This is a genomic window from Cupriavidus pauculus, from assembly GCF_022179805.1.
Taxonomy (GTDB): domain Bacteria; phylum Pseudomonadota; class Gammaproteobacteria; order Burkholderiales; family Burkholderiaceae; genus Cupriavidus; species Cupriavidus pauculus_E.
Genome location: NZ_BPUO01000001.1, coordinates 627326 through 653026 on the forward strand (window position 1 = coordinate 627326; position 25701 = coordinate 653026).

General features: G+C 67.1%; 26 protein-coding genes and 1 other RNA gene. 14 read left to right on the plus strand and 13 right to left on the minus strand.

The window, feature by feature from the left end; all coding sequences use genetic code 11:
- Positions 1 to 152 precede the first annotated feature (152 nt).
- From MFF62_RS03085 to MFF62_RS03105, 5 genes are all read left to right on the plus strand, one after another.
- Entirely contained in the window at positions 153 to 860 is a 708-nt protein-coding gene (locus MFF62_RS03085; protein WP_238260132.1) for a GntR family transcriptional regulator, read from the plus strand.
- A 38-nt stretch (positions 861 to 898) separates the two neighbouring features.
- Positions 899 to 2329, plus strand: a complete 1431-nt coding sequence (locus MFF62_RS03090; protein ID WP_238259756.1) for a malonyl-CoA decarboxylase domain-containing protein — start codon at positions 899 to 901, stop codon at positions 2327 to 2329.
- A gap of 115 nt (positions 2330 to 2444) precedes the next feature.
- A complete protein-coding gene (locus MFF62_RS03095; RefSeq protein WP_238259758.1) occupies positions 2445 to 3452 on the plus strand; it encodes a Bug family tripartite tricarboxylate transporter substrate binding protein in 1008 nt (335 codons plus the stop codon).
- Positions 3452 to 4252, plus strand: coding sequence for an enoyl-CoA hydratase/isomerase family protein (locus MFF62_RS03100; protein ID WP_238259760.1), 801 nt, complete (start codon positions 3452 to 3454; stop codon positions 4250 to 4252). Before MFF62_RS03095 ends, MFF62_RS03100 begins: the two co-directional genes overlap by 1 nt.
- 101 nt (positions 4253 to 4353) lie before the next feature.
- Positions 4354 to 5907 carry a malonate--CoA ligase gene (locus tag MFF62_RS03105; protein WP_238259771.1) on the plus strand — a complete coding sequence of 518 codons (1554 nt, stop codon included), beginning with the start codon at positions 4354 to 4356 and terminating at the stop codon, positions 5905 to 5907.
- 168 nt (positions 5908 to 6075) lie between these two features.
- On the opposite strand, the gene MFF62_RS03110 is transcribed toward MFF62_RS03105, so the two are convergent.
- The 5 genes from MFF62_RS03110 to MFF62_RS03130 all read right to left on the minus strand — a co-directional run bounded on the left by MFF62_RS03110 (position 6076) and on the right by MFF62_RS03130 (position 8657).
- Complete coding sequence (locus MFF62_RS03110; protein ID WP_238259780.1) at positions 6076 to 6768, minus strand: SIMPL domain-containing protein; 693 nt, start codon at positions 6766 to 6768, stop codon at positions 6076 to 6078.
- A gap of 117 nt (positions 6769 to 6885) precedes the next feature.
- Positions 6886 to 7359, minus strand: coding sequence for an EVE domain-containing protein (locus tag MFF62_RS03115; protein WP_238259782.1), 474 nt, complete (start codon positions 7357 to 7359; stop codon positions 6886 to 6888).
- A gap of 83 nt (positions 7360 to 7442) precedes the next feature.
- Positions 7443 to 7656, minus strand: a non-coding RNA gene (gene ssrS, locus MFF62_RS03120) — 6S RNA.
- A 357-nt stretch (positions 7657 to 8013) separates the two neighbouring features.
- On the minus strand, positions 8014 to 8337 hold the full coding sequence (locus tag MFF62_RS03125; protein ID WP_238259784.1) for a cell division protein ZapA: 324 nt from the start codon (positions 8335 to 8337) through the stop codon (positions 8014 to 8016).
- A complete protein-coding gene (locus MFF62_RS03130; RefSeq protein ID WP_238259786.1) occupies positions 8334 to 8657 on the minus strand; it encodes a hypothetical protein in 324 nt (107 codons plus the stop codon). Before MFF62_RS03130 ends, MFF62_RS03125 begins: the two co-directional genes overlap by 4 nt.
- A 606-nt stretch (positions 8658 to 9263) precedes the next feature.
- On the opposite strand from MFF62_RS03130, the gene MFF62_RS03135 reads away from it, so the two are divergent.
- From MFF62_RS03135 to cobC, 7 genes are read left to right on the plus strand one after another with little or no spacing between them, the layout of a single operon-like run.
- The gene (locus MFF62_RS03135) at positions 9264 to 11171 is read left to right on the plus strand and encodes a TonB-dependent receptor plug domain-containing protein (protein ID WP_238259789.1); all 1908 of its coding nucleotides are present in this window, start codon (positions 9264 to 9266) and stop codon (positions 11169 to 11171) included.
- Positions 11172 to 11187: 16 nt separating this feature from the next.
- Complete coding sequence (locus MFF62_RS03140) at positions 11188 to 12195, plus strand: FecCD family ABC transporter permease (RefSeq protein ID WP_238259791.1); 1008 nt, start codon at positions 11188 to 11190, stop codon at positions 12193 to 12195.
- Positions 12192 to 13001 (plus strand): ABC transporter ATP-binding protein, encoded by an 810-nt coding sequence (locus MFF62_RS03145; RefSeq protein ID WP_238259792.1) that lies wholly within the window; start codon positions 12192 to 12194, stop codon positions 12999 to 13001. The genes MFF62_RS03140 and MFF62_RS03145 overlap by 4 nt, the downstream gene beginning before the upstream one ends.
- On the plus strand, positions 12998 to 13624 hold the full coding sequence (gene cobO / locus MFF62_RS03150) for a cob(I)yrinic acid a,c-diamide adenosyltransferase (protein WP_238259793.1): 627 nt from the start codon (positions 12998 to 13000) through the stop codon (positions 13622 to 13624). The genes MFF62_RS03145 and cobO overlap by 4 nt, the downstream gene beginning before the upstream one ends.
- Before the next feature lie 25 nt (positions 13625 to 13649).
- On the plus strand, positions 13650 to 14714 hold the full coding sequence (gene cobT, locus MFF62_RS03155; protein ID WP_238259794.1) for a nicotinate-nucleotide--dimethylbenzimidazole phosphoribosyltransferase: 1065 nt from the start codon (positions 13650 to 13652) through the stop codon (positions 14712 to 14714).
- Between the two features lie 13 nt (positions 14715 to 14727).
- Positions 14728 to 15504 carry an adenosylcobinamide-GDP ribazoletransferase gene (locus MFF62_RS03160; RefSeq protein WP_238259795.1) on the plus strand — a complete coding sequence of 259 codons (777 nt, stop codon included), beginning with the start codon at positions 14728 to 14730 and terminating at the stop codon, positions 15502 to 15504.
- Positions 15489 to 16070 (plus strand): alpha-ribazole phosphatase family protein, encoded by a 582-nt coding sequence (cobC, locus tag MFF62_RS03165; protein WP_238259797.1) that lies wholly within the window; start codon positions 15489 to 15491, stop codon positions 16068 to 16070. Before MFF62_RS03160 ends, cobC begins: the two co-directional genes overlap by 16 nt.
- Before the next feature lie 5 nt (positions 16071 to 16075).
- Here cobC and MFF62_RS03170 read toward each other — a convergent pair whose 3' ends face one another.
- From MFF62_RS03170 to cobU, 4 genes are read right to left on the minus strand one after another with little or no spacing between them, the layout of a single operon-like run.
- Positions 16076 to 16972 (minus strand): cobalamin-binding protein, encoded by an 897-nt coding sequence (locus tag MFF62_RS03170; RefSeq protein ID WP_238259799.1) that lies wholly within the window; start codon positions 16970 to 16972, stop codon positions 16076 to 16078.
- 5 nt (positions 16973 to 16977) lie between these two features.
- A complete protein-coding gene (cobD, locus tag MFF62_RS03175; RefSeq protein ID WP_238259806.1) occupies positions 16978 to 18003 on the minus strand; it encodes a threonine-phosphate decarboxylase CobD in 1026 nt (341 codons plus the stop codon).
- Complete coding sequence (gene cbiB / locus MFF62_RS03180) at positions 18000 to 18977, minus strand: adenosylcobinamide-phosphate synthase CbiB (protein ID WP_238259812.1); 978 nt, start codon at positions 18975 to 18977, stop codon at positions 18000 to 18002. Before cbiB ends, cobD begins: the two co-directional genes overlap by 4 nt.
- Positions 18974 to 19714, minus strand: coding sequence for a bifunctional adenosylcobinamide kinase/adenosylcobinamide-phosphate guanylyltransferase (gene cobU / locus MFF62_RS03185; protein WP_238259813.1), 741 nt, complete (start codon positions 19712 to 19714; stop codon positions 18974 to 18976). The genes cbiB and cobU overlap by 4 nt, the downstream gene beginning before the upstream one ends.
- Positions 19715 to 19872: 158 nt before the next feature.
- Between cobU and MFF62_RS03190 the strand changes: the two genes are divergently transcribed.
- Positions 19873 to 21369, plus strand: coding sequence for a cobyric acid synthase (locus MFF62_RS03190; RefSeq protein WP_238260134.1), 1497 nt, complete (start codon positions 19873 to 19875; stop codon positions 21367 to 21369).
- On the opposite strand, the gene MFF62_RS03195 is transcribed toward MFF62_RS03190, so the two are convergent.
- The gene (locus MFF62_RS03195; RefSeq protein WP_238259815.1) at positions 21344 to 21898 is read right to left on the minus strand and encodes a GNAT family N-acetyltransferase; all 555 of its coding nucleotides are present in this window, start codon (positions 21896 to 21898) and stop codon (positions 21344 to 21346) included. The genes MFF62_RS03190 and MFF62_RS03195 overlap by 26 nt on opposite strands.
- A 172-nt stretch (positions 21899 to 22070) precedes the next feature.
- Here MFF62_RS03195 and MFF62_RS03200 point away from each other — a divergent pair, with 172 nt between their 5' ends.
- Positions 22071 to 23258, plus strand: coding sequence for a PepSY-associated TM helix domain-containing protein (locus MFF62_RS03200; RefSeq protein ID WP_238259817.1), 1188 nt, complete (start codon positions 22071 to 22073; stop codon positions 23256 to 23258).
- A 187-nt stretch (positions 23259 to 23445) separates the two neighbouring features.
- Here the strand turns inward: MFF62_RS03200 and panC are convergent, their stop codons facing one another.
- The 3 genes from panC to MFF62_RS03215 form a co-directional block, all read right to left on the minus strand.
- Complete coding sequence (gene panC, locus MFF62_RS03205; RefSeq protein ID WP_238259819.1) at positions 23446 to 24288, minus strand: pantoate--beta-alanine ligase; 843 nt, start codon at positions 24286 to 24288, stop codon at positions 23446 to 23448.
- A 155-nt stretch (positions 24289 to 24443) separates the two neighbouring features.
- Positions 24444 to 25349 carry a segregation and condensation protein A gene (locus tag MFF62_RS03210; protein ID WP_238259820.1) on the minus strand — a complete coding sequence of 302 codons (906 nt, stop codon included), beginning with the start codon at positions 25347 to 25349 and terminating at the stop codon, positions 24444 to 24446.
- Positions 25350 to 25392: 43 nt separating this feature from the next.
- On the minus strand, positions 25393 to 25584 hold the full coding sequence (locus MFF62_RS03215; RefSeq protein ID WP_238259822.1) for a DUF3460 family protein: 192 nt from the start codon (positions 25582 to 25584) through the stop codon (positions 25393 to 25395).
- Positions 25585 to 25701 lie beyond the last annotated feature (117 nt).

Genomic DNA, 25701 nt, shown 5'->3' on the forward strand with positions numbered 1-25701 from the left:
AACCGCTTGCGATTCGGTGCACTTCCCGTAATTATGAATTATTGCGACTTAATCGCCGCTCGTGCGTTTCCGCACATATCCGGCGACAGTTGCTTTTTCGGCACTTTTTTCTTACCCCATCGGTCCCATACTCCCGGCCCCCAGGAGGCATGATGCGCATCGTCAGGCAGGCGTTGTACCTGGAAGTGGCAGACCGGCTGCGGGCGATGATCGACGAACGCGCGCTGACGCCTGGCGCATGGATTGACGAGGTGGCGCTGGCCGCGTCGCTGGGCACGTCCCGCACGCCGCTACGCGAGGCACTGAAGGTACTGGCCGCCGAAGGGCTGGTGCGCCTGGAGCCCCGGCGCGGCTGCTTCGTCAACGCATTGACCGAGCAGGACCTGGACGAAATCTTCCCGCTGATGGCGTTGCTGGAAGGCCGTTGTGCCTATGAGGCGGCGCGCAATGCCAGCCAGGGCGATCTCGATGCCCTTGAGGGGATGCACGCCGACCTGGCCGCCTACGCGCAGGCCGGAGACATCGACGCCTACTACGAGACCAACTACCAGATTCACGAGGCGATCCAGCGGCTGGCGGGCAACCGCTGGCTGTCGGGCGTGGTCAGCGACCTGCGCAAGGTGCTGCGCCTGTCGCGCCACAAGAGCCTGAAGCTGCCGGGCCGGATCCACGAGTCGTGCGCGGAACACCTGTCGGTGTTCTCTGCGCTCAAGGCTCACGATCCCGAGGGTGCCGAAGCCCTGATGAAGACGCACGTGTTGCGCCAGCGCGGCGCGTTGCGCACGCTCGACGCCGCCGAGCAGGCCGATACGGATGCCGCCACGCCGGCCGCGCATCTGCGCTTGGCCGGACAAGGCTGACACCAATCACTACCCATCGCCCATCGCCGGACACGACCATGACCGTCCTTGACACCGCAGACCAACAAAAAGTCAGTGCGCCGCTCGAAGCCAGCGAGCCCGTCAGCGATACGCTGCTCTCGCGCTTTGGCCGCTGGTGGAACCGCAAGGGCGACGACGCGGGCAAGCCGGCCGCGCCTGCGCCCGCCGACGCGGAAGAGACGCTGTCCACGCGCGCCATCAAGCGCCAGCGCGAACAGCTACGCCAGTGCTTCGAGGCTCGCCTGACCGATGGCGCTGCCAATGCCGCCGCGCTGGCCTGGCAGGACGAATACCAGGCGGCGTCCGAGCCGCTGCGCCAGGCCATGCTGGGGGTGCTGGCCGAAGTAGCGGCCGGGCGTGATGCACCGGGCGCGGCGCCAGGCGGTGCCGCACCGGCCTCGGGGCTGTCGCAGGCGCTGTCGAATGCCCGCATCCGCTTCTTCAAGCGTTTTGCCGCCCATCACGGCAAGCGCGGCGACAGTGCCTGCGGCCTGCATTTCCTGATCCAGCTGCGTGCCGACATGCTGCGCTGGCACAAGCGCATTCCCGGGCTGCGCGAACTCGACGAAGACCTCGAGGCGCTGTTCTCCAACTGGTTTGACGTCGGCCTGCTGGAACTGCAGCCCATCACGTGGGATTCGCCCGCGTCGCTGCTGGAAAAACTGATCCGCTACGAGGCCGTGCACGAAATCTCGTCATGGAATGACTTGCGCAACCGGCTCGATTCTGATCGCCGCTGCTATGCGTTCTTCCATCCGCGTATTCCGCGCGAGCCGCTGATCTTCGTGGAAGTGGCGTTCGTGCCGGAAATGGCGGCCAACGTGCAGGCGCTGCTCGACGAAGCGGCGCCGCTGGAAGACCTGCGCCGCGTGAAATGGGCCATCTTCTATTCGATCTCGAACACGCAGGCGGGGCTGCGCGGCGTGAGCTTCGGCAACTTCCTGCTCAAGCGCGTGATCGAGGAATTGCAGCGCGAGTTTCCCAAGCTCAAGCAGTTCGCCACGCTGTCGCCGATTCCCGGCTTTGCCGACTGGCTGCGCAAGCAGGATGGCGAGTCGGTTGCACGCATCCTCGGTGACAAGCGGTTGTCGCGCTGGAGCGAAAAACACGGCGAGGCGCCGGCCGAAGGTGCCGCATGGTTTGCCGCATTGCCCGCCGATGCACAGGACCCGGTGATCCGCGACACGGCACTGACGCTGGTGGCGCACTACCTGGTGCGCGAAGGCGGCAAGGGCACGCCGGCCGATCCGGTGGCGCGCTTCCATCTTGGTAACGGCGCGTGTGTCGAACGCGTGAACTGGGCCGCCGACCTGTCGCGAAAAGGCCGCGCCCAGTCGGCCGGGGTGATGGTGAATTATCTTTACGTACCCGAGGCGCTGGATGACAATCTGGCTCGCCTTGGCGATGGCAATCCCCGCGTCAGCCGCGCGGTGGCAAAGCTGCTCTAGCCTCTGGGTCGGGCACGAACGCCAGGCAGGTTTCCAGTTTTCTTGTCGGGTGGGTTTGCAGTAGGCAGTACTTCGATTGACTTTCCACGCAGTGAGTAGAGAGAGGAGACAGTACATGAGTCGTCAGCGCAGTCTGACCGCGTTCGCGCGCGTCTTTGCAGTCGCCGGCCTGGTGGCCGGCACCGGGGCAACCCTTTTCGCATCGGCCGCGCAGGCCGCCGATGCCTGGCCGAGCAAGCCCGTTACGGTGATCGTGCCGTTCCCGGCCGGCGGCGGCACCGACGCGTTCGCGCGTCCGCTGACCGCGCAGCTTTCCAAGCAGCTCGGCAAGCAGTTCGTGATCGACAACCGCGGCGGTGCAGGCGGCACCGTCGGCGCCAGCCTGGCCGCCAAGGCCACGCCCGATGGCTACACGATCTTCATCGGTGGTGCGCACCACGCCATCGCGCCGTCGTTCTACAAGAAGCTCGACTACGACATCGAGAAGGACTTCGTGCCGATCACCGTGATCGCGCAGCCGCCGCAAGTGATCGTCGTGAATCCGACCAAGGTGCAGGCTAATTCGGTCAAGGAACTGATTGCCTATGCCAAGGCGCATCCGGGTCAGCTCAACTATGCATCGGCAGGCAATGGGTCGGCCCACCACCTGGCCGGCGAACTGTTCAAGCTGCAGACCCAGACCGACCTGGCGCACGTGCCGTACAAGGGTGCGGGTCCGGCGCTGTCGGACCTGATCGCGGGGCAGGTGGACTTGATGTTCGACGGCCTCGGTTCATCGGCGCAACATATTCGCGCGGGCCGCATCAAGGCGCTGGCCGTGGCATCGAAGACGCGCTCGGCGGCGTTCCCGAACGTGCCGACGGCGGCCGAGGCTGGCGTGCCGAACTATGAAGTGTCGACCTGGTACGCGCTGTGGGCGCCGAAGGGTACGCCCAAGGAGGTGGTGGACAAGCTCTACGCCGAAACCACCAAGGCGCTGAACAGCCCCGAGATGAAGGCGATCTGGCTGCAGAACGGTTCGGAAATCCCGCAGTTCACGCAAGAGCAGTTCGCACAGTTCCAGCGCGCCGAGATCAAGCGCTGGGCCGAGGTGGTGCAGCGCTCGGGCGCGAAGATCGACTGATGGGCGGCACGGTCACATTCGCGCGCGAAGGACAGGTGGCCACGGTCACGCTGTCGCATCCGGGCAAGCTCAACGCGATCTCCACCGGCATGTGGCAGGCGCTGGCCATCGGGTTTGCCGCGCTGGCCGCCGATGTGGCCAGTGGGGCGGGCAGGGGGCTGCGCTGCGTGGTGGTGCGCGGCGCCGACGGCAACTTTGCCGCGGGCGCCGACATCGCCGAGTTTCCGGTGGTGCGCGGCGACGAGGCCGCTGTGCGCCGCTACCACACGGAAATCATCGCACCGGCGTTGCGCGCCATCGCCGAATGTCCGCTGCCGACGCTGGCCGCCATCGAGGGCGTCTGCGTGGGCGGCGGGCTGGAAATCGCGTGCAACTGTGACCTGCGTATCGCGGCCGCCGGCAGTCGATTCGGCGTGCCGATCAACCGGCTGGGCTTTCCGATGGCACCGGGCGAACTGCAGGGCCTGCTGGCCCTGGCGGGCCGCGCGGTAACGCTGGAAATCCTGCTCGAAGGCCGGGTGTTCGACGCCACCGAGGCGCACGCCAAGGGCCTGCTGACGCGCGTGGTGCCCGAAGCCGCGCTGCAGGGCGAGGTGGTCGCCACGGTGCAGCGATTGTGCGCTGGCGCGCCGCTTGCCGCACGCATCAACAAGGCGACCATCCGACGTCTGTCGCCGGCAGTGACGCCGCTGACGGCGGCGGAACTGGACGCTCACTTTGCCTACGCCGCCAGCCGCGACCACGCCGAAGGCGTGGCCGCATTCCTGGCGCACCGGCCTCCGGATTTCACCGGGGAGTAATATGTCGGCCGGCCGGCTATCATGGCCGGCTGTCCTGGCCGATTAAATTCCAGCCTTATCGGCGCCATTCCACGGGCCCGCCATTCCATTTGTTCCGTACCATGAACGCCAATCTGTTCGCCCTGTTCGAATCCCGTTTTCCCGCCGACCGTAGCGCCTGCTGCATCGAGACGCATGACGGCCTTTACTACTCCTGGGACGACCTGGATCGTGCCACGGCCAGGATCGCCAACCTGCTGGCCTCGCTGGCGCTGCCCGCTGGCTCGCGCGTAGCCGTACAGGTCGAAAAATCGGTGGAAGCGCTGTGCCTGTACCTGGCCACGCTGCGCGCCGGCCTGGTCTACCTGCCGCTGAACACCGCGTACCAGGAAGCCGAGATCGACTACTTCGTCGGCAACGCGGAGCCGGCCGTCGTGGTGTGCAGCAGCGCCAACTTCGGCTGGGTGTCGAAGGTGGCGTTCAAGCACAACACGCACCACGTGTTCACGCTCGACGAGAACCGCTGCGGATCGCTGCTGCAACGTGCGGCCGCCCAGTCCGACGTGTTCGAAACCGTCCAGCGCAATGACGACGACCTGGCCGCCATCCTGTACACGTCCGGCACCACGGGACGCAGCAAGGGCGCGATGCTGACGCACGGCAATCTGGCCGCCAACGCGAAGACGCTGAACGAGTACTGGGGCTGGCGCAGCGACGACGTGCTGCTGCACATGCTGCCGATCTTCCACGTGCACGGCCTGTTCGTGGCATCGCATGGCGCGCTGCTGGCCGGTGCCAAGATGATCTGGGCGCCCAAGCTCGACATGGGCCAGATCCTGAAATTCATCCCGCGTGCCACGGTCATGATGGGTGTGCCTACCTACTACGTGCGCATGGTGCAGGAGCCGCGCTTCGACAAGGACGTCTGCAAGAACATGCGGCTGTTCGTATCGGGGTCGGCGCCGCTGCTGCTGGAAACGTTCGACGCGTTCCGCGAGCGCACCGGCCACACGATCCTGGAGCGTTACGGCATGAGTGAGACCGTGATGCTGGTGTCGAATCCGTACGATCCGTCGCTGGGCGAGCGCATTGGCGGCACCGTGGGCATGCCGCTGCCGGGCGTGTCGGTGCGCGTGGTGGATGGCGAGAGCCAGCCGTGCGAGCCGGGCGTAATCGGCAATGTCGAGGTCAAGGGCCCGAACGTGTTCAAGGGCTACTGGCGCATGCCGGAGAAGACCGCCGAGGAATTCACGGCCGATGGCTGGTTCAAGACCGGTGACGTGGGCCGCTTCGGCGGTGCCATCGTCAGCGCGGCGGGTGAGCGCAAGGTGCCGGATGAATACCTGACCATCGTCGGCCGCAGCAAGGACCTGATCATCTCGGGCGGCTACAACGTCTACCCGAAGGAAATCGAGAGCTTTATCGACGAGATGCCCGGCGTGGCGGAGTCCGCCGTGATCGGCGTGCCCCACGCGGACTTCGGTGAGGCCGTGGTGGCGGTGGTGGTGCGCAAGCCTGGCGCCGATATCGACGAGGCCGGCATGATCGGCACCCTCAAGGGCCGCATCGCCAACTTCAAGGTACCCAAGCGCGTGCACGTGGTGGATGAACTGCCGCGCAACACGATGGGCAAGGTCCAGAAGAACGTGCTGAGGCAGCAGTTCGCGGGGAATTGAAGTTTTCCCCCTTACCTGTTTGGCTCCCCTCTCCCGCATGGAGGGAGAGGGGCAGGGGGAGAGGGCAAGCGCATCGCCTGCGACAAGCGCTTTTTAGAGCTTGAAACGCTGGCCCTCTCCCCAACCCCTCTCCCAAGGGGAAAGGGGAGCAAACCAACAGCAGGCGAATTACTTCACCATCTGCACCGACCCGTTGACCGACACGGTCACCTGGGTCTTGCCGCCTTCCACCGGGATCGGCGCGCCGGCATCGGCCGACATGGCCTTGGATGCGTACATGCGCGGCATCGGCGGCATCACGCCACCCGATTCATTGAGCGAGACTTCGCGGATCGTATAGCCACCGTAGCCGAACAGCTTCGCGCTGGCCTGCGCCTTGTCGCGGAACGCGGACACGGCCTGGTCGGCCAGCTTTTGCGTGGCGGCCTGGCGGGCTTCGCGCGACAGCGAGAACGTAATGTTCTGCACCTGCATCTGGTTGGCCAGTTCGCCCGCGAGCTTGGAGACGGCCGCGAAATCCTTCGACTTGAGCAGGATTTCCGAGTGGCCGCGCCACGTGCTGATCTTGCCGTTACGGTCGGTGTTCGGATGGATCGTGAAGCCGCCGGACTGTGCTTCCACACCCGACACGCGCTTGGCCTGTGCCAGCGCGGCCTGGGTGCGCGTCGACAGCGCATTGGAGATGGCGGACGGCTCCGGGCCTTCCTGCTCGGCGGCCAGGACCAGCGTGACCACGTCAGTGGGTACTTCGGTCACGGCTTCCGCGGACAGCGACAGCACGCCCGAAGGCGCGGGCACGGTCTGGGCCGAGGCAACGGCAGCGGCGGTGCCCAGCAGCGAGGCGGCCAACAGTTTCTTCATATTGTTCTCCGATCAAAGTGATGGCTTGTCTGATGCGTGGCCACGCAATTCGTTCCATGCAGCGGCCGCGTGACGATGAAACGAACCAGCGGCCTGATCGGGGTTAAACCCGCCCAACTATTTCATCAGCTTGCCGGTGATGAAGCGCCACTCGGCCGGGGTGACCGGTGTGATCGACAGGCGGTTGCCCTTGCGCAGCACCACCATCTCGGCCAGCGCGTCGTGCTCGCGCAGTGCCGGCAGCGGCACCAGCGCGCTCTTGCTGACGAAGCGGACATCCACCAGCGACCAGCGCGGCTCTTCCTTCTTCGACGCGCGGTCGTAGTAGTCGCTCTTGGGATCGAACTGGGTGGGGTCGGGATAGGGCTGCGAACAGACTTCCGCGATGCCGGCGATGCCGGGCTCGGGGCACGACGAGTGATAGAACAACACGCCGTCGCCGATCCGCATCTGATCGCGCATGAAGTTGCGGGCCTGGTAGTTGCGCACGCCGGTCCAGGGCAGGGTGCCCTCACGGGCAAGGTCGTCGATGCTGGCTTCGTCCGGTTCGGACTTCATGAGCCAGTACTGGCGGGCGCGCTGTTCGGCCATGGGCGAGTGACAGGTCTGACAGATCGGGAGTCGAAATGAAAAAGGCGGTGGTTCAAAAACCACCGCCTCTTCACCACTTGAAGGGGGTCCCCGCCTCGGCCGCTGGATCGGCATCCTGAACCCAAGTGAGGTTCAGAGTGGCTGCGGAAGTCGTATTTCGGGTACATCGCCCACTCAGGGAGTCCAAACTGCAGACTATGAATGCGGTAACGCGCTCGCCCACACGACATAATCCCGCACCATGCAATGCATATCGGTTCAAGGAGTTTATGATCCTCACGAACCAGGCAGGGAAACTGTCAAACGTCTGACTTTGATTCCTGTGCGTGCAACACGCTTGGGATGTCAGACGTTTGCCGTTTCAAACTAGGATGGGTGGAAACGGCGGCCGGGCACGATAACCCAACCATTCTGCTGCGTCGGTCGCTCGCGCCGCGCAGTGGCTCCACTATACACCGCGACGTCAGTGATACCAAGTCGGAAGCGTCGCGGCGTTACATTTTCTACAACACCCCCGGAACCGGCCTCCACTACGTCGCTGTTACGCCTGCCTGCACGGGTCCGCAACCGGTTCTCCGTGCGCGGCATCGGCTTCACATGACCACCATATGTGGTCGCCGCCGCGCAATTCAAGCGCGGCCAGCGGGGTCCTTTTCAGCGTGTACCAACGTGCGCGTACTGACGCAGCGCCTCGTCGGCGCGTTCGTTCAGTTCGCGGATGCGGGCGCGCACCGCGTCCACGGGAATCGCGCCATCCTCTTCCTGCTTGCGGCGGATGGCCAGCAGGTCCGACGCGATGCTGATGGCCGCCATCACGGCCACGCGCTCCACGCCCTTGGCCGACACGCTGCCCTTGAGCGTATTCATCTTGTCGTCCACCAGCGCGGCCGCCTCCAGCAGTGCGGCCTCGTTCTCCGGCGAGATCGCGAAGCGGTACGGCTGGCCCGCGATGTTCAGTTCCACTTGCTTGTTGCTCATGCGTGTTCTCCGGGGGCTTGCTGCGAACCTTCCGATGCGGCGCGGGACTGGCCTTCACCAAGCAGGTCGAGCTGGCGCGCATCGCTGGCCGTGGGCAGCTTGTCCAGGATGGACTGGATGCGCAACTGGGCTTCTTCGATCTTGATGTTGAGCAGCTCGCGGTCTGCCGCCATGGCTTCACGGTCCGCGCGCAACTGGGTCGCCTCGGCGTGCAGGCGGTCGATTTCCGCGCGCAGCCGCTGGTTTTCCGCCGCCAGGGTGTCCGCATGATGCAGCACGCGCCCGATCTTGGCGGCCAGTTGTTCGAGTTCGTTGAGCATAGTGCCTGTCGTGTCCGGTAGGAGTAAGGGTCAGGTTTCGGGATTCTAGCCGATGCACGCGCCAGGGCTAACGCCAACGCGCCCGATGAGACTTGCGTGTCGCACGGAAGTTGCACGGATCTGCCGTGAACGGCCCGATTTCGCGTGTCAAACACGGATAACGGCAACTTGATCCATCGCATTGACGCAAAGTTTGAAACTCCCTACACTCGCGCTCGTTCCAGGTGCTCGCGGCCACTCGCGCAGGGGTCGCAGTTCAACGGGAAACAGGGAGCCAGGTGCCTCCGCCAGCGTGACCGATGCCAATCGGCCAGCCGGACGCGAGCGTTGCAGGCCAACCTGTGCTGCCCCCGCAACGGTAAGCGACCGCGGGACACGCGTCGACAAGCATTCAAAGCGTCGACCAGCGTGGCTCGCAGGGCCGGCCAACGCCACTGACACGGACTCGCCAGCAACATGGCGAGCCAGTCGGGAAGGCGGCCTGCCTGATGTCGTCAGCCCGGATACCGGCCTGATGAACGCGGGCGTCCGCACCTACGCGGCACGCCAATTCGCCATCAGGTCCGCGGGGGAACGGACCCGGCCGTTCTCTTCCATCCTGTTCTCATGCGTTCCACGCTATCGAGGTCGACTGTCGCGGCAAAGCCGCCGGTTCGTCCCTCCACGTCCGCCATCATGGCGGCCGTTGCCGTATTTTCCGTATCCCCGTTTGCAGCCTTCGCGCAGGAAGCGCCTGCCGCCGCCGCTTCTGAGCCGCAGGCCCAGTCGCTGGCGCCGGTGGTCGTCACCGCGTCGCGCACCGCGCAGAGCGTGACCGAGGCGCTGCCGCACACCACGGTGGTGACCCACGACGACATCGTCAATTCCCAGGCGCCAGACCTGCGGTCGCTGCTGCGCGGCCAGGCTGGGGTCGAATTCGCCGCCAACGGCGGCATGGGCTCCAACACCACGCTGTTCATGCGCGGCGCCAACTCGAACCAGGTGCTGATCCTGATCGATGGCGTGCGCGTGGCCGGCGCCAGCGGCGGCACGGCGCAGCTTGCCAACATCCTGCCCGACGAGATCGACCATATCGAGGTAGTGCGCGGCAACGTGTCGGCGCTGTATGGCTCGGACGCCATCGGTGGCGTGGTGCAGATCTTCACCAAGAGCGGCGCTGGGCAGGCACCGGCCGCCAACGCGCAGGTCGAGTACGGCAGCAACAACACGCGCTCGGGCACGGTGGGCTACGGCGGCCAGGTGGGCGACACCACGTTCAACCTGACCGGATCGATGTTCAAGACCGACGGCTTCTCGGCGATCAACACGAAGCTGCGTCCCACCGCGAATCCCAACGACAACCCGTACGAGAACAAGAGCGTATCGGGCCAGCTCAAGCACAAGCTGACGCAGGACTGGGATGCTGGTGTGGCCGCCTACTATTCCGACAGCGACCTGTCATACGACGGCGGCGGGCGCACCGACGACACGCATCTGCTCAGCAAGCTGTACACGCTGTCCGCGTTTGCCAACGGCAAGCTGACGTCGGCCTGGACCACGCATTTCAAGGTCGCTCAAAGCGAGGACCGCAGCGAGGGCCGCAAGAATGGCCGCTTCGACAGCCTGTTCAGCACGCGCAACCGCCAGTTCAACTGGCAGAACGAATACGCGCTGACGCCCGACCACAAGCTGCTGTTCGGCACCGACTGGCTGCAGCAGGAGCTGGTGTCCAGCTCGTACACGGCGCCGTCGCGCAACGTGTTCTCGGTCTACGGCGGCTACGAAGGCCGCATCGGCCGTCACCAGCTGCAGCTCAACGGCCGCAACGACCACTACTCGGACTTCGGCAACCAAGGCAGCTTCTTCGCCGGCTATGGCTTCTACGTGACCGAACAGGTCAAGCTGATCGCCAACGTCAGCAATGCCTTCCGCGCGCCGACCTTCAACGAGCTGTACTACCCGGGCTTTGGCCAGCCGAACCTGCAGCCCGAGCGCGCCAAATCGGCCGAGGCGGGCGTGCAGGTGGATACCGTGACGGCCGGCCTGCTGCGCGTGACCGCATTCGAGACGCGTTATGACGACCTGATCGTGTCCACCCCGGTGGGCGTCGGCGGCCTGTACCTGGCGCAGAACGTCAACAAGGCCAAGGTGCAGGGCGTGGAAGCGTCGTGGCGCGCCACGGTCTGGGGCACCGACCTGGGCGCCAACGTAACGTTCCAGAACCCGGTCGACGAGACCAACAACACGCAGCTGCTGCGCCGCGCACGGCGCCATGCGTCGCTCGATGTGGGCCGCAACTTCGGCAACTGGCGCTTCGGCGGCGAATGGCTGGTGTCGTCGTCGCGCATGGACAGCGGCTCGCGCCGGCTGGGCGGATACGGTATCGTCAACCTCAACGCCCGCTACAACATCGACAAGCAATGGTTCGTGGCCGCCCGAGTGGAAAACCTGTTCGACAAGGACTACATGCTCGCCTACCCGTACAACACGCAGGGCCGGGCCGGTTTCATCACGCTCGGTTGGCGGCAGAAGTAGGCCGGCGCGATGAACCATGACTGAGCTGCGCCGCGCGCTTGCCCTCTGGACCGTCCTGGCCGTTGCCGGCGCAGCGGTGTTCGCGCTGTCGCTGGCGGCGGGCAGCGTGGCGCTTGACGCCACGCAGCTCTGGCAGGCGCTGACCGGGGCCGATACCGGCACCGCCGGCGCCATCGTGCGCGAACTGCGGCTGCCGCGTGCGGCGGCGGCGTTTGCGTGCGGCGGGCTGCTGGCCCTTTCGGGTGCGCTGATGCAGGTGCTGCTGCGCAATCCGCTGGCCGAGCCTTATGTGCTGGGCGTGTCCGGCGGGGCATCCACAGGTGCGCTGCTGGCCATGCTGCTGTCGATGCCCGTGTGGATCGTGCAGTCGGGCGCGGCGACCGGCGCGCTCTGTTCGATGTTGCTGGTGGCCACGCTCGCGCGGCGCGACCTGCTGCATCCGCAAGTCCAGGGCGGCCATCACGAGGCCGGCGCGCGTCTGCTGCTGACGGGCGTGATCCTGGCGGCCGGATGGGGCGCCCTGATCACGCTGATCCTGGCGGTGGCGCCCGAGTCGCGTCTGCGCGGCATGCTGTTCTGGCTGACTGGCGATCTCGGCGGCACGGCCAGCTTTGGCTGGGCGCTGGCCACGCTGGGGTTGGCCCTGGTGCTGGCGATGCCGCTGGCGCGCGCGCTGAACGTGATGCTGCTGGGCGAGACCGTCGCGCAGTCGCTGGGCGTGCGCGTGGGCCGCGTGCGGCTGGCGACTTTCCTGATTGCCTCGTTCTCCATTGCCGCGGCCATCACCACGGCCGGCTCGATTGGCTTCGTCGGCCTCGTCGTGCCCCATATGGTCCGGCTGGCATGGGGCAATGACCAGCGCCAGTTGCTGCCGGCGTCGGTGCTGCTGGGCGGCACGCTGCTGATGGCGGCCGACCTGATCGCACGCACCGTGATCGCGCCGGCGCAGTTGCCGGTGGGCGTCATCACGGCGCTGCTGGGCGTGCCCACCTTTCTCTACCTGTTGCTGCGGAGGCCGCGATGAACCCATGGTTCGAACCGCTGGCGCCGTGTCCCGCGCTGTCGTTGCGCGACGTCCGCCTGCGCGCGGGGTCGCGCGTGCTGGTGGATGGGCTGTCGCTGTCCATCGACGCTGGCCAGCTCTGGTGCATCGTCGGACCGAACGGCGTGGGCAAGTCGACACTGATGAATGTACTGGCCGGACTGCGCGCACCCGATGCGGGCGCGGTGCAGGTGGACGGCGTGGCAGCTACGCAGGTGGCGCCGGCCACGCTGGCGCGCCAGCGCGCCTATCTTCCGCAAGCCGTGCACGACACGTTCTCGATGGCCGTCGAGGATGCGGTGCGCATTGGCCGGCATCCCCACCTGAGCGGCTGGGGCTGGGGCCAGCGCGACGACGGCCGCATCGTGCACGATGTGATGACCGAGTGCGACCTGCATGCGCTGGCCGCGCGCGACGTACTGACGCTGTCCGGCGGCGAGCGCCAGCGCGTGTCGCTGGCGGCGGTGCTGGCCCAGCAGGCACCGTTGCTGATGCTCGACGAACCGGTCTCGCACCTGGACCTGCGTCACCAGATCATGGTGCTGGACCTGCTGCGCCGGCTGACCGGCGCGGGCCGGCATGCCGCCGTGGTGATCCTGCACGACCTGACGCTGGCGCGCCGCTACGCGACCCATGCGCTGCTGATGGCCGAGGACGGCCAGGCGCTGCACGGCCCGGCGCACGAAGTCCTGACTCCCGCGCAGTGCTCGCGAGCGCTGCGCACTCCGATTATCAGCATCAGCGACGGTACGCATATCGCGCTGATCCCCGATGGAAAGACCCCATGAGCGATATCACCAACACCGAAGAAGACGGCCGCGACGAACGCCACAAGGCACGCATGGTGCGCAAGAAGGAAGTGGTCGACGCGAAGATCGCCTCGGCCCAGGCCGAGCGCGGCGTGATCGTCATCACCACCGGCAATGGCAAGGGCAAGTCGAGCTCCGGCTTCGGCATGGTGGTGCGGGCGATGGGCCACGGCATGCGCACGGGCGTGGTGCAGTTCATCAAGGGCGCCATTCCCAGCGGCGAGGAGATGTTCCTGCAGCGCTTTCCCGACCAATGTGCGTTCCACGTGATGGGCGAGGGCTACACCTGGGAAACCCAGGACCGCGCGCGCGACGTGGCCAAGGCCGAAGCCGCGTGGGAAGTGGCGCGGCAGATGCTGCGCGACCCGTCGATCGGGCTGGTGCTGTTCGACGAACTGAACATTGCGCTGAAGTTGCACTATCTTGATGTCGACACCGTGATCGCGGACCTGCGCGCGCGCCCCGCGATGCAGCACGTGGTGATCACCGGCCGTGGCGCACCGCCCGCGCTGGTGGAGGCTGCCGACACGGTGACCGACATGACGCCGGTCAAGCACGCGTTCCAGCAAGGTATCAAGGCCCAGCGCGGCGTCGAGATGTAACGCCGCGCCAAACGGTTGAAGACAGATGACTGATATTTCCGATTTCGCGCTGATGCTGCCGCCGATCGCGCCCATCGACGAATCGCTGCGCGCGGCGCTGCAGGCCGCCATTGACGACAAGACCAAGCCGCCTGGGTCGCTGGGTCGGCTCGAAGCCCTGGCCATGCAGATCGGCATGATCCGTGGCGAGAGGGTTCCCGAACTGGTGCGGCCGGCCATCATCGTGTTCGCGGGTGACCATGGCGTGGCCGATGCGGGAGTCAGCGCCTTCCCGGCCGAGGTGACCGCGCAGATGGTGCTGAACTTCCTGAACGGCGGCGCGGCCATCAACGTGTTCACGCGGCTGCACGGGCTGGCGCTGGAAGTGGTGGATGTGGGCGTGCGCGCGCCGTTGCCCGCATCGGCGGGGCTGGTGAACTGCCGCGTGGCCAATGGCACGCGCAATTTCGTCGAGCAGCCGGCGATGACTCCGGCCGAGACCGGCGCCGCCATCAATGCCGGCATCGCGCGCGTGCTGCGCCATGCGCAGCAGGGCACCAATGTGATTGGCTTTGGCGAGATGGGTATCGCCAACACGTCGGCGGCCGCCTGCGTGATGAGCCGCCTGACCGGCCTGCCGCTGGATGTGTGCACCGGCCGTGGCACGGGGCTCGACGACGCTGGCGTGGCGCGCAAGCGCGAGATCCTGGCGCAGGCGCTGGCGCGGCATGCCGACGTCAGCGCGCCGCTCGACGTGCTGGCCACGTTCGGCGGCTTCGAGATCGCGGCGATGACCGGTGCCTACCTGGCCGCGGCGGCCAGCCGCATGGTGATCCTGGTGGACGGGTTCATCGCTTCGGCGGCGCTGCTGGTGGCCGCGCGCATCGATCCGAATGTGCTGCAGTACTGCGTGTTCTCGCATTGCTCGCACGAGCAGGGCCACAAGGCGCTGCTGGCCGAGTTCAAGGCCGAGCCGCTGCTGGCGCTGGACCTGCGCCTGGGCGAAGGCACCGGCGCGGCGCTGGCATGGCCACTGGTGGCGTCGGCCGCCGCGTTTCTGCGCGAGATGGCCACGTTCAGTGGCGCGGGCGTCAGCAACGCCCCGGCATAGCGCGGCGCACACCATGGCCGACGAACTGCGCTACCTGCTGACCGCTCTGGGCTACTTCACGCGCGTACCGTTGCCGCAGCGGCTGGCGGGCTGGGTGGGATTCGCTCCGCACTACCTGAACGCTGCCGCGCGCTACTTTCCGCTGGTCGGGCTGATGGTCGGCGTGGCCGGCGCGCTGGTGACGTGGCTGGCGTGGCAATTGTGGTCGCCCTCGGTGGCCGTGGTGCTGGGCATGGCGGCCACGCTGCTGCTGACCGGGGCCTTTCATGAAGACGGTCTGGCCGATTGCGTCGATGCATTCGGCGGCGGCTACCGGCCCGAGGACGTGCTGAGGATCATGCACGATTCTCGCGTGGGCGCGTTCGGGGCCATCGCCATCGTCATGGCGCTGCTGCTCAAGTGGCAACTGCTGGTGTCGGTAGGGGAGGGCGCTGGCCTGGTGCTGCTGCTGGCCGTGCTGGTTGCCGCGCATGGCGCGAGCCGCACGATGGCCATCACGTTCTTGGCCACGCATGAGTATGTGCGCGCCGAAGGCAAGGCCAAGCCGGTAGCCCAGCGGCTGGAGCGCTGGAGCCTGCTGTTTGCGCTGGCGTGCGGCGTGCTGCCGCTGCTGTGGATCTCGCCGATGTTCGCGGCCACGGCAGTGCTGGTGCTGACCGGGCTGCGTGCATGGCTGGGCGCGTATTTCGTGCGGCGCATCGGCGGCTACACCGGCGACTGCCTGGGCATGGCGCAGCAGCTTGCCGAACTGTCGATCTACCTCGTGGCGGCCGCATGGAAGTGGTACTGATTCGCCATGCCCGCCCCGACGTGGACGCGGGCATCTGCTACGGCAGCCTGGATCTGGCCCTGTCGATGCCGGTCACGCCGGCGGCGGCGAGCATCGTCGCTGGTCTGGCGCGGCCGCACCGCGTCGTGGCCAGTCCAGCGCTGCGCGCACGTGACACCGCTGCGCAACTGGCCGCATGCCTGCCGGACCTGCCTGACGTCGAAGTGGAATCACGGCTGCGTGAGATGGATTTCGGCGCGTGGGAAGGGCAGCGCTGGGATGCCATTCCGCGCGATGCGCTGGACCTGTGGGCGGCCGACCTGATGGGCGCGCGTCCGCACGGTGGTGAGAGTCCGGCCCAGGTCTCGGCCCGCGTTGGGGAGTGGGCCGACGTGCTCGATACCGAATCGGACCAGCGCCTGTGGGTGATCACCCATGCCGGGCCGATGCGCATGTTGGCCGCGCGCTGGCTGGGTGTGTCGCTGGCGCAGACGCTGCAGTGGTCGCTCGGGTTCGGCGCCACCTGCAAGTTCAACCTGGGCGAGGGTGCACCCCGGCTCGGGTGGTGGAACCGTGCAGCCGGCTAGTTGGCTTAATTGTTGGTACGCCGCGACCGCGCGATCTCCAGATCCTTGCAGATCTCGGTCGCGCCCTTCACGACACGCGGCCCGGCACGGTTGACCAGATCGCCATCGATGATGAACAGGTTGTTGCGCGCCACGGCGGTGACCTGCTTCCACTTTTCCCACAGCGAAAAATCGGCCAGCGGCTTGTCCGGACGCGTGGCGCCCATGCCCGCCGTCAGCATCACCTCGGGGTTGCCTGCAACCACCGCCTCGACGGACACCGTCGGCACCAGCGGCGTTTCCTTGGCGAACAGATTCCGGCCGCCGCACAGCGCCAGCAGGTCGCTGACCAGGTGCTGGCCGTTCAGCGTCATCAGCGGCTGCTGCCACACCTGATAGAACACAGTCACGGGCGGGCGGCTGGCGTACGTCTTGCGCAGCGTGTCCACCTGCTGCCGGAAATCGGCGGCGGCGCGCGTGGCAACCGGCTCGGTGCCCATCAGTGCGCCGAGCTTTTCCAGGTTCTCGGGAATCGATTCCAGCCGGCGCGGCTCGCTGTAGAACACGGGCAGGCCCAGCGCGCGCAGCCGGTCGGTCTGCTTCTGCGCGTTGCCATGGCGCCAGACCACGATCAGGTCGGGTTTCAGCGCCGCGATGCGTTCGAGGTCCAACGCCTTGTTGTCGCCAACGCGCGGAATGTCGCGCGCCTGCGATGGGTAGTCGCTGTAGCTCACGGTGCCGACGATGCGGTCGCCGCCGCCCGCTGCGTAGATCAGTTCCGTGACATGCGGTGCCAGCGAGACGATGCGTCGCGCGGGCTGGTTCAGCGTCACGGTCTGGCCGGCATCGTCGACCACGCTCACAGCGGCGTGGACAGGGGTGCTGGCGAGCCACAACGCGGCAAGCAGAAAGGGGGCCTTCATCGGCATCAGGTAAGGATGGTTGTCAGGGCGTCGGCCAGCGCGCGGTCCAGGCGCTGCCATGCCGGTTCATGATCGGGCGGCAGGCCCAGTCGAAGGCTGGGCGGACAGCCGCCGGCAGCATCGAACAGCCGCGTCCAGACGCCTTGCCGGGCCAGCGCTTCGTGCAGCGCCGGGGCGCGTGCATTGGGCACCCAACTGAACAGCGGTTGCGACACCGGCGCCAGGCCGTGGTCGCGCAGCATCATCGCCAGCTGCTGGCCCTGCCGGCCTAGCGCCGCGCGTGTGGTGGCGTGCCACGCGTCATCGGTCAGCGCCAGCCGCGCCACGGCGCGTGCCGGGCCGGAGACGGTCCAGTGTCCGAGCCGGTGCGCCAGCGCTTCGAGCAGATCGGGCGCGGCCAGTACGAAGCCGCAGCGGATGCCTGCCAGCCCGTAGAACTTGCCGATCGAGCGCAACACGACCAGTCCCTGCCGGTCCGTGTGGGCAGCCAGCGACGGCGCGGTGGTGCTATCGATAAACGCTTCATCGACGATCAGCGTTTCGAGTTGCGCGTGCCAGCGTAGCAACTGCTCGGCCGGCAACAGTCGCGCGGTCGGATTGTTCGGATTGACGACCACCAGGTGATCGACGCGGCCGGGCAGGTCGTCGCGCGTGAAGTCGCTTTCGTCGAGCAGCACCACCGTGTGGCCGGCCTGGGCGAATGCCGGTGCATATTCGCTGTAGCCCAGCGCGGCAATGCCCACGCGTGCGGGCCGCAACAACGTCGGCAGCGTGCGGATAGCGGCCTGCGACCCTGCAACGGGCAGCGCATGCGGCGCGCCGTAGACCTGCGCGGCAAGCGTCGACAGACCGTCGTCGTCCTGAGGCAGCCGTTGCCAGACGTCGGCCGGCAGCGCGGGCACCGGATAGCCGGCGGGATTGATGCCAGTGGACAGATCGAGCCAGTCGGCTTCCGCCCGGCCATAGCGTTTCACAGCCGCCAGCAGGTTGCCGCCATGGCGGATCGGCGCGATGGGATGTGGCGCGCTCATGCGGCCTCCAGCGCGCGCATCAGCATCGGTGCCAGCGGCACGCTCAACATGGCCACGCCGAGCCACAGCCACAGCGTGCGTTGCACCAGCCGCAGGCAGGCGTGCACATGCGTCGCGCCCGGTGCGGCGCCCATGCCTAGCGGCGGGCGTTCTTCCCATTCGCCGTGGTAGCGTGCGCCACCTCCCAGCGCCACGCCTACGGCGCCGGCGCCAGCGGCCATCACCGGGCCTGCATTGGGGCTCGACCACGCGGCGGCCTGCGTGCGCCAGCAGCGCAGTGCGGGCGCCGTGGCGCCAAGCAGCGCATACGACAACGCGGTCAGGCGCGCGGGTAGCAGGTTCAGCAAGTCGTCGATGCGGGCGGCGGCCCAGCCGAACATTTCCCAGCGCGGCGTGCGATAGCCCCACATCGCGTCGAGCGTATTGGCCAGACGGAACACGATCACGGCGGGCGCGCCGCCGACCAGGAACCAGAACAACGCGCCGAAGATCGCATCGTTGCCGTTTTCCAGTGCCGATTCGCAGGCGGCGCGCGCCAGTGCCTCGGCATCGGCGTCAGCGGTGTCGCGCGACACGATGCGCGCGGTCAGCGTGCGTGCGGCGGGCAGGTCGTTGCGCGACAGGGCGTCGGCAATCGGGGCGATATGCTGGGCCAGGCTGCACGCGCCCAGCGCAACGTAGAGCGCGATGGCGTGCAGTGCCCAGGCCAGTACGGGATGCACGGCGGCAGCTAGCGCCACCAGCCATGCCGCGAGCGCGGCCGGGCCCAGTACCACGATCGACCACGCGACCAGCCCGGCTATGCGCTGGCGTGTAGCGCCGCGTTCGGGGCGGTTGAGCCGGTTGGTCACGGCCGTGGCGACGCGGCCGAACCCGACCAGTGGATGCCAGCGGCGTGGCTCGCCCAGCCAGCGGTCCAGCAGCACGCCGGCAAGCGCGGCCGCCACGCAGGCTGGCCAGGACAGCATGATCATCGTGTGTGGTTGCCTCGGGCCGAAGCGGGGGAGGGGTCCTTGATCGACATCGGAATGCCGGCCACCAGCAGCCGCACGCGATCAGCGGCGGCGGCCAGCTTCTGGTTCAGGCGGCCGAGTTCGTCGACGTAGAAGCGCGTGATGGCGCCCATCGGCACCACGCCGAAGCCGATTTCGTTCGATACCAGAATCACATGGCCGGGCAGCATCGGCAGCGCTGTCATCAGCGCGTCGATTTCCTCGGTGAAGGCCGGCGGCGGCGTGATGACGCCGTGATCGGGATACTCGCGGTTGTCGCCGAAGATCAGGTTGTTGAGCCACAGCGTGGCGCAGTCCACCAGGATGCAGCCGTCATGGCGCGCATGCGCGTACAGCGCGTCGGCCAGGTGCACCGGTTCTTCCACCAGCGCCCAGTCGGCGGGACGGCGGGCGCGGTGCAGCGCGATGCGGACTTCCATCTCCTCGTCGGCCGGCTCGGCGTCGTGCCGCGCCGTGGCGATGTAGGTGACGGGCCCACGCGTGAGCGCCGCGTGGTCGGCGGCCAACTGCTCGGCGAAATGACTCTTGCCTGAACGCGCGCCGCCCAGCACCAGCGTCAGCTCGCGCGGCGCGGCGGTGCCGGCCTGCGGCTGCACGGCCAGTTCCGTTGCCGGATCGGCGTCCGTGGCCGCGCCTGCCGAAGCTGGCTCGGAGGTGGCCGAGAGGTTGAGCGCCTGAGGCGGGGCGTGGGTCTTCATCGGGCGTATTGTAGCCGTCGCATCCGCCGGCCGCATGCATGGATCTTGCAGACCGCCATGCGCCGATGCGCCAGCGCTGCTGCGATAATCGCGCGATGCGAAACGATCTCCCAGCCCATCCCCTGCCGTTTGCGGCGCGTGCCCTGCGCGGCACCCTGATGATCCAGGGCACCACGTCCGACGCGGGCAAGAGTACCGTCGTGGCCGGCCTGTGCCGCGTGCTGGCGCGAGCCGGCGTGGCCGTGGCGCCGTTCAAGCCGCAGAACATGGCGCTGAACAGCGCGGTGACGGTCGACGGCGGCGAAATCGGGCGCGCCCAGGCGCTGCAGGCCCAGGCGGCCGGTCTGGCGCCGCATACCGACATGAACCCGGTGCTGCTCAAGCCCAGCAGCGACATCGGCGCGCAGGTCATCATCCACGGCCGGGCGCGCATGGACCTCGATGCGCGGGCCTATCACGCCTACAAGCCGCAGGCGATGGCGGCGGTGCTGGAAAGCCACGACCGCCTGAAACAGGCGTATGGCGTGGTGCTGGTGGAAGGCGCGGGCAGCCCCGCCGAGGTGAACCTGCGCGATCGCGATATCGCCAACATGGGTTTTGCCGAGCGCGTGGATTGCCCGGTGGTGCTGGTGGCCGATATCGACCGTGGCGGCGTGTTCGCGCACCTGGTGGGCACGCTCGACTGCCTGTCCGAGAGCGAGCGTGCACGCGTAAAGGGCTTCATCATCAACCGCTTCCGGGGTGATATCGCGCTACTGCAGCCGGGGCTGGACTGGCTGACGGCACGCACCGCCAAGCCGGTGTTTGGCGTGCTGCCCTACCTGCACGGCCTGCACCTGGATGCCGAGGATGCGATCGCCAGCAGCCAGGTGGCCCGGCGCGACGGCGACGACGTGTTGCGCGTGATCGTGCCGGTGCTGCCGCGCATCTCGAACCACACCGATTTCGATGCGCTGCGCGCGCACCCCGGCGTCGACCTGCGGTTCATCGGACCGGGCATGCCGATTCCCTCGGCCGACCTGGTGATCCTGCCCGGCAGCAAAAGCGTGCGGGCTGACCTGGACTTCCTGCGCACCAACGGCTGGCACCACGCGCTGCTGCGGCACCTGCGCTATGGCGGCAAGCTGATCGGCATCTGTGGCGGCATGCAGATGCTGGGGCGGCGCATCCACGATCCGGACGGCCGGGAAGGGCCGGCGGGCAGCAGCGACGGGCTCGGACTGCTCGATTTAGACACCACGCTGGCGCCCGAGAAGCAGTTGCGGCGGGTGACCGGCCGGCTGGCCGGCGGGGCGGCAGTGGCGGGCTACGAGATCCATCTGGGCGTGACGCACGGCGCTGCGCTGGAGCGCCCGGCGCTATGGCTCGACGTTGACGGAAGTGCAGGGGGCGAAGGGGGCAAATCACGGCCCGATGGCGCCGTGTCGGATGACGACCAGGTGCTGGCCACCTATGTACACGGGCTGTTCGACAACCCCGACGCATGCGGCGCGCTGCTGCGCTGGGCTGGCCTGGCGCGGGCCGAGGGGGTGGACCTGGACGCGCTGCGCGAGGCATCGATCGACCGCCTGGCCGGCAGCATGGCCGAACACCTCGACCTGCAGGCGATGTTTGCCCCGCTGGAGACGGCTACGGACCCGGCGCCAGCCGTGTGACCAGGGTATCGACGTCGTCCCAGCTCACGCGGCGCACGGCCACCATGAGGTCGGTGCCCGGAAACGGGTCGTTGAAACTGTCCGATTCGACGCCGCCCAGCCGCTGGTAGAACTCGCGCGCCTGGGTATTGCCGTCGAGCACGTACAGGAACAGCGGCTTGCCCGGCCACTGGCTGGCCACGCGCGTCGCGGCATGGGCCATCAGCGTCTTGCCGTAGCCATAGCCTTGATACGCACGCATCACATGCAGGTTGTCGAGGTAGATGCCGTAGCCCGGCTCGGCCAGCGGCATCAGGCACGAGAAACCGGCTGGCTGGCCGTTCACGCGCAGGATCGTGGCTTCCAGCGGCGCCTCGGCGCCTTCGAGCATGCGCGCACGCCAGGTGGCCAGCCGCTCGGCCTGCGCATGGGCTTCCAGATACTGCCGCGGAATTAGGCCGGCATAGGCGTCGCGCCAGCTATCGACGTGCAGGGTGGCGAGTAGGTCGGCATCGGCCGGCGTGGCGGGAACCAGTTCAATCAGGGGCATGGCTGGGCAGGGCGGCACCGGAGGACGGGATTGGGCGGTGCGGCTCCGATTTTAACGTCACGCTGATAGAATCGCGAATTCTTCGCATTTGCATTTGCGCGCTGGCGCACAGATGCGACGCCGCAGGCGCCCGAGGCGTGCGGCAAACGTCGCCCCTATAAGAAAGCTTCCAATGGTCACCGGCCGTCTGCGTACCGTACTCGTCAAGCTGCATCTCTATATCGGCCTGGTCTTCGGCCTGCTGTTCGTCATGATGGGCCTGACCGGCACGCTCATCTCGTGGCGCGACGATATCGACAAGTGGCTCAATCCAGACTTGCTGGTGGCGGCGTCGGCCACGCGCATTCCGGTTGGCGCGGCCACGGTGGAGTCCGTCACGGCCAAGCTGATGGCCGATCCGCAGTACGGCAAGCCGAACCTGCTGATGCTGCCGGTCGACGAACATGACGTATTCGTTGCCTACTATCCGCTCAAGGGTCCGCAGGCCGCGACCGGGCGTTCGCGCCAAGTCATGATCGACCCGATCACGCTGGCCATCAAGGGCGAGCGCGACTTTGGCGTGCCCGGCGTGTCGCGCCAGCAGCTCATGCCGACGCTGTTTCACCTGCATCGCTACCTGCTGTCCGGCGATACGGGCAAGACCATCATCGGCGTGACTGGCATGGTGCTGTTCTTCACGGTGATGATGGGCGTGGTGCTGTGGTGGCCCAAGATGAAGCTGCGCGCGCTGAAGCAGTCGGTGCGCATTTCGCACGGCGGGTCGTGGTCGCGCTTCTTCTATACGTTCCACCGCGCCGGCGGCATTTTCGTGGCGCCGGTGCTGGCGACCATCGCGTTCTCGGGCTGGTACCTGAACCTGCCGAAGTGGGTGACGCCGATCATTTCCACGGTGATGACTGTGAGCCCGCCGGCCAAGCACCAGTCGGACACACCGCCGCCCGGTGCCCACGCCATTACCCCCGCCCAGGCCATGACGGCCGCGCAGCAGCAGTTCCCTGGCGCCCAGGTCACGCGTATCAGCCTGCCGCGCAAGCCGGGCGACGCCTACGAGATTCGGCTGCGTCAAGAAGGAGAGCTGCAGGAAGACAGCGGCGCCACGCGGCTATGGATCGATGCCTATTCGGGCCGTCCTCTCGGCGCCCGCGATCCGCGCGATGCCCGGTCTGGCGATGCGTTCATCCTGTGGCTGTTCCCGCTCCATACCGGCGAGGCGTTCGGCACCTACGGCCGTGCGTTCATCACGGCCTTCGGCCTGATGCCGCTGGCGTTTGCGGTGACGGGGGTACTGATCTGGTGGAAACGCCGCAGCGGACACCGGCGGCATGTGGAACGGGAAAAGGTGAGGCTGAAGCGGGTTTGAGCGTCTGAGGGCTACGGCTCCCGCTGTTTTTTGCTCCCCTCTCCCGCCGTGCGGGAGAGGGGTTGGGGGAGAGGACAAGCGCGTCGTCTGCGACGGGCGCTTTTCAGGACTTGAAACGCCAGCCCTCTCCCCCGCCCCTCTCCCGGAGGGAGAAGGGAGAAAATCAATCGAGCGATTGGACGCCCGATCAAATTTCCAGGTTGTCGATCAACCGCGTATTGCCCAGCTTGGCGGCCGTCAGCACCACCAGCGGTTCACCAGCGGCGAATTCCTCGGGCGTCGGGGCCTGCAGGTTGCCTTGCTTGCGGATCGACACGTAATCCGGATTCCACCCACGTGCGCGCAGGCGCGCCACTGCATCGGCTTCCACGGTCAGCAGGTCCACGTTGCCATTGCCCAGCACGGTGTCGCGCACTTCGTGCAGCGTCTTGTACAGGATCGGGGCTTCCTTGCGTTCGGCTTCGCCCAGGTAGCGGTTGCGCGACGATAGCGCCAGGCCGTCCTCGGCGCGGATCGTTTCAGCCGGGATGATGTCCACGGGCAGCGCGAACTGCTGGGCCATGCGGCGCACGATCATCAGTTGCTGGTAGTCCTTCTTGCCGAACACGGCCACGCGCGGCTGCACGCAGCAGAACAGCTTCATCACCACGGTGCACACGCCCTTGAAGAAACCGGGGCGGAACTCGCCTTCCAGGATGTCGCCCAGGTCGTGCGGCGGGTCCACGCGGTATTCCTGCGGCACCGGATACATGTCTGACTCGGTCGGCGCGAACAGCACGTACACGCCTTCGCTCTGCAGCTTTTCCACGTCGTCCTGCAGCGTGCGCGGGTACTTGTCGAAATCCTCGTTCGGGCCGAACTGCAGGCGATTGACGAAGATCGAGGCCACCACCGGGTCGCCATGCTGGCGCGCCAGCCGCATCAGCGACAGATGGCCTTCGTGCAGGTTGCCCATGGTCGGGACGAACGCCACGCGGTTCTGTCCGCGCAACTGGTCCCGCAACGCCTGGATGGAAGAAATGACTTTCATGAATGTGGTGTGCCGTCGTGGTTGGAGCGTGCCGCTGCGGGGCAGCTGGCGTGCCGGCTCTCTGGAACACATTGGCCGGCTGTCGGCGGATTGTAGAGCATCCGCGCCGGTTCAGGCCCGCGCCGGGCGGGCAATCGTTCCGCGGGGTGGAAGGATCAGGCTGGCGTGTACGCCAATCGCACATAAACCGGTGCGAAGGGTTCGGCCTGCGTGATCTCGACCAGCGCCTCGCGCGACAGCTCCAGCATGGCGATGAAGTTGACCACCACCACGGGCACGCCCTTGCCGGAACGGATCGCGTCCTCGAACAGTTCGCTGAATTCCATGAACCGGGCGTGCTGCAGGCGGCGCAGGATCTGGCTCATGTGCTCGCGCACGGACAGCTCCTCGCGCGAGATCTTGTGGTGCTGGTTCAGCTTGGCGCGCCTGAGCACGTCGGCCCAGGCAGACTGCAGGTCGATCGTTTCCACGTCGGGGAAACGCGGCGCCAGGCTCTGCTCGATATAGACCTGCGAGCGCAGGAAGTCGCGCCCCAGTTGGGGCACGGTGTCCAGCCGCTGGGCGGCCAGCTTCATCTGCTCGTATTCCAGCAGGCGGCGCACCAGTTCGGCGCGCGGGTCCTCGGCCTCTTCGTCGCTGTCGGCCTTCTTGACCGGCAGCAACATGCGCGACTTGATCTCGATGAGCATCGCGGCCATCAGCAGGTACTCGGCCGCCAGTTCCAGGTTGGTCTGGCGGATCTGGTCGACGTATGAGAGATACTGGCGCGTCACCTGGGCCATCGGAATGTCCAGGACGTTGAAGTTCTGCTTGCGGATCAGGTACAGCAGCAGGTCCAGCGGACCCTCGAACGCTTCGAGGAAGACTTCCAGTGCATCGGGCGGGATGTACAGGTCTTGCGGCAGCTTGAACAGCGGCTCTCCGTACAGGCGCGCGAACGCCATACCGTCGACCATGTCGGCCGGATTGGCGCCGCTACCCGGCTGCGTCACGCTGGGCAGCGCGACGGGCAGGGTCAGCTTTTCCTGCGCGCCGGAGTCCAGCGGATCGCTCGGATGCATCGGAAGGGGGTCCGGATGGACTGGAATCGGGCGCTGGGCCCGATCAGTTCTCGGACGAGTACACGTACGGCTTCTGGGCCACGCGTGAGGCGTTGGCGCGGGCGCGTTCGTCCAGGTCGATCGGGGTCTTGTCCCACAGCAGGCCGCGGCCTTCGCGCTGCTCGGTTTCCAGCGACGGGCGCTCCTGCTTGAGAGTCTTCAGGAACTGGGTGATATCCGATTCGTACATGGCCATGGCGAAACCTGTGCCCTTTGGGCGGCGTTGGGGGATGACGGGGCTGGATTTTACCGTATCGGCACCGCGCACTGCCGGTGCACCGTCCGTAAACCTGAATTTTGGCCGCCGGATGTG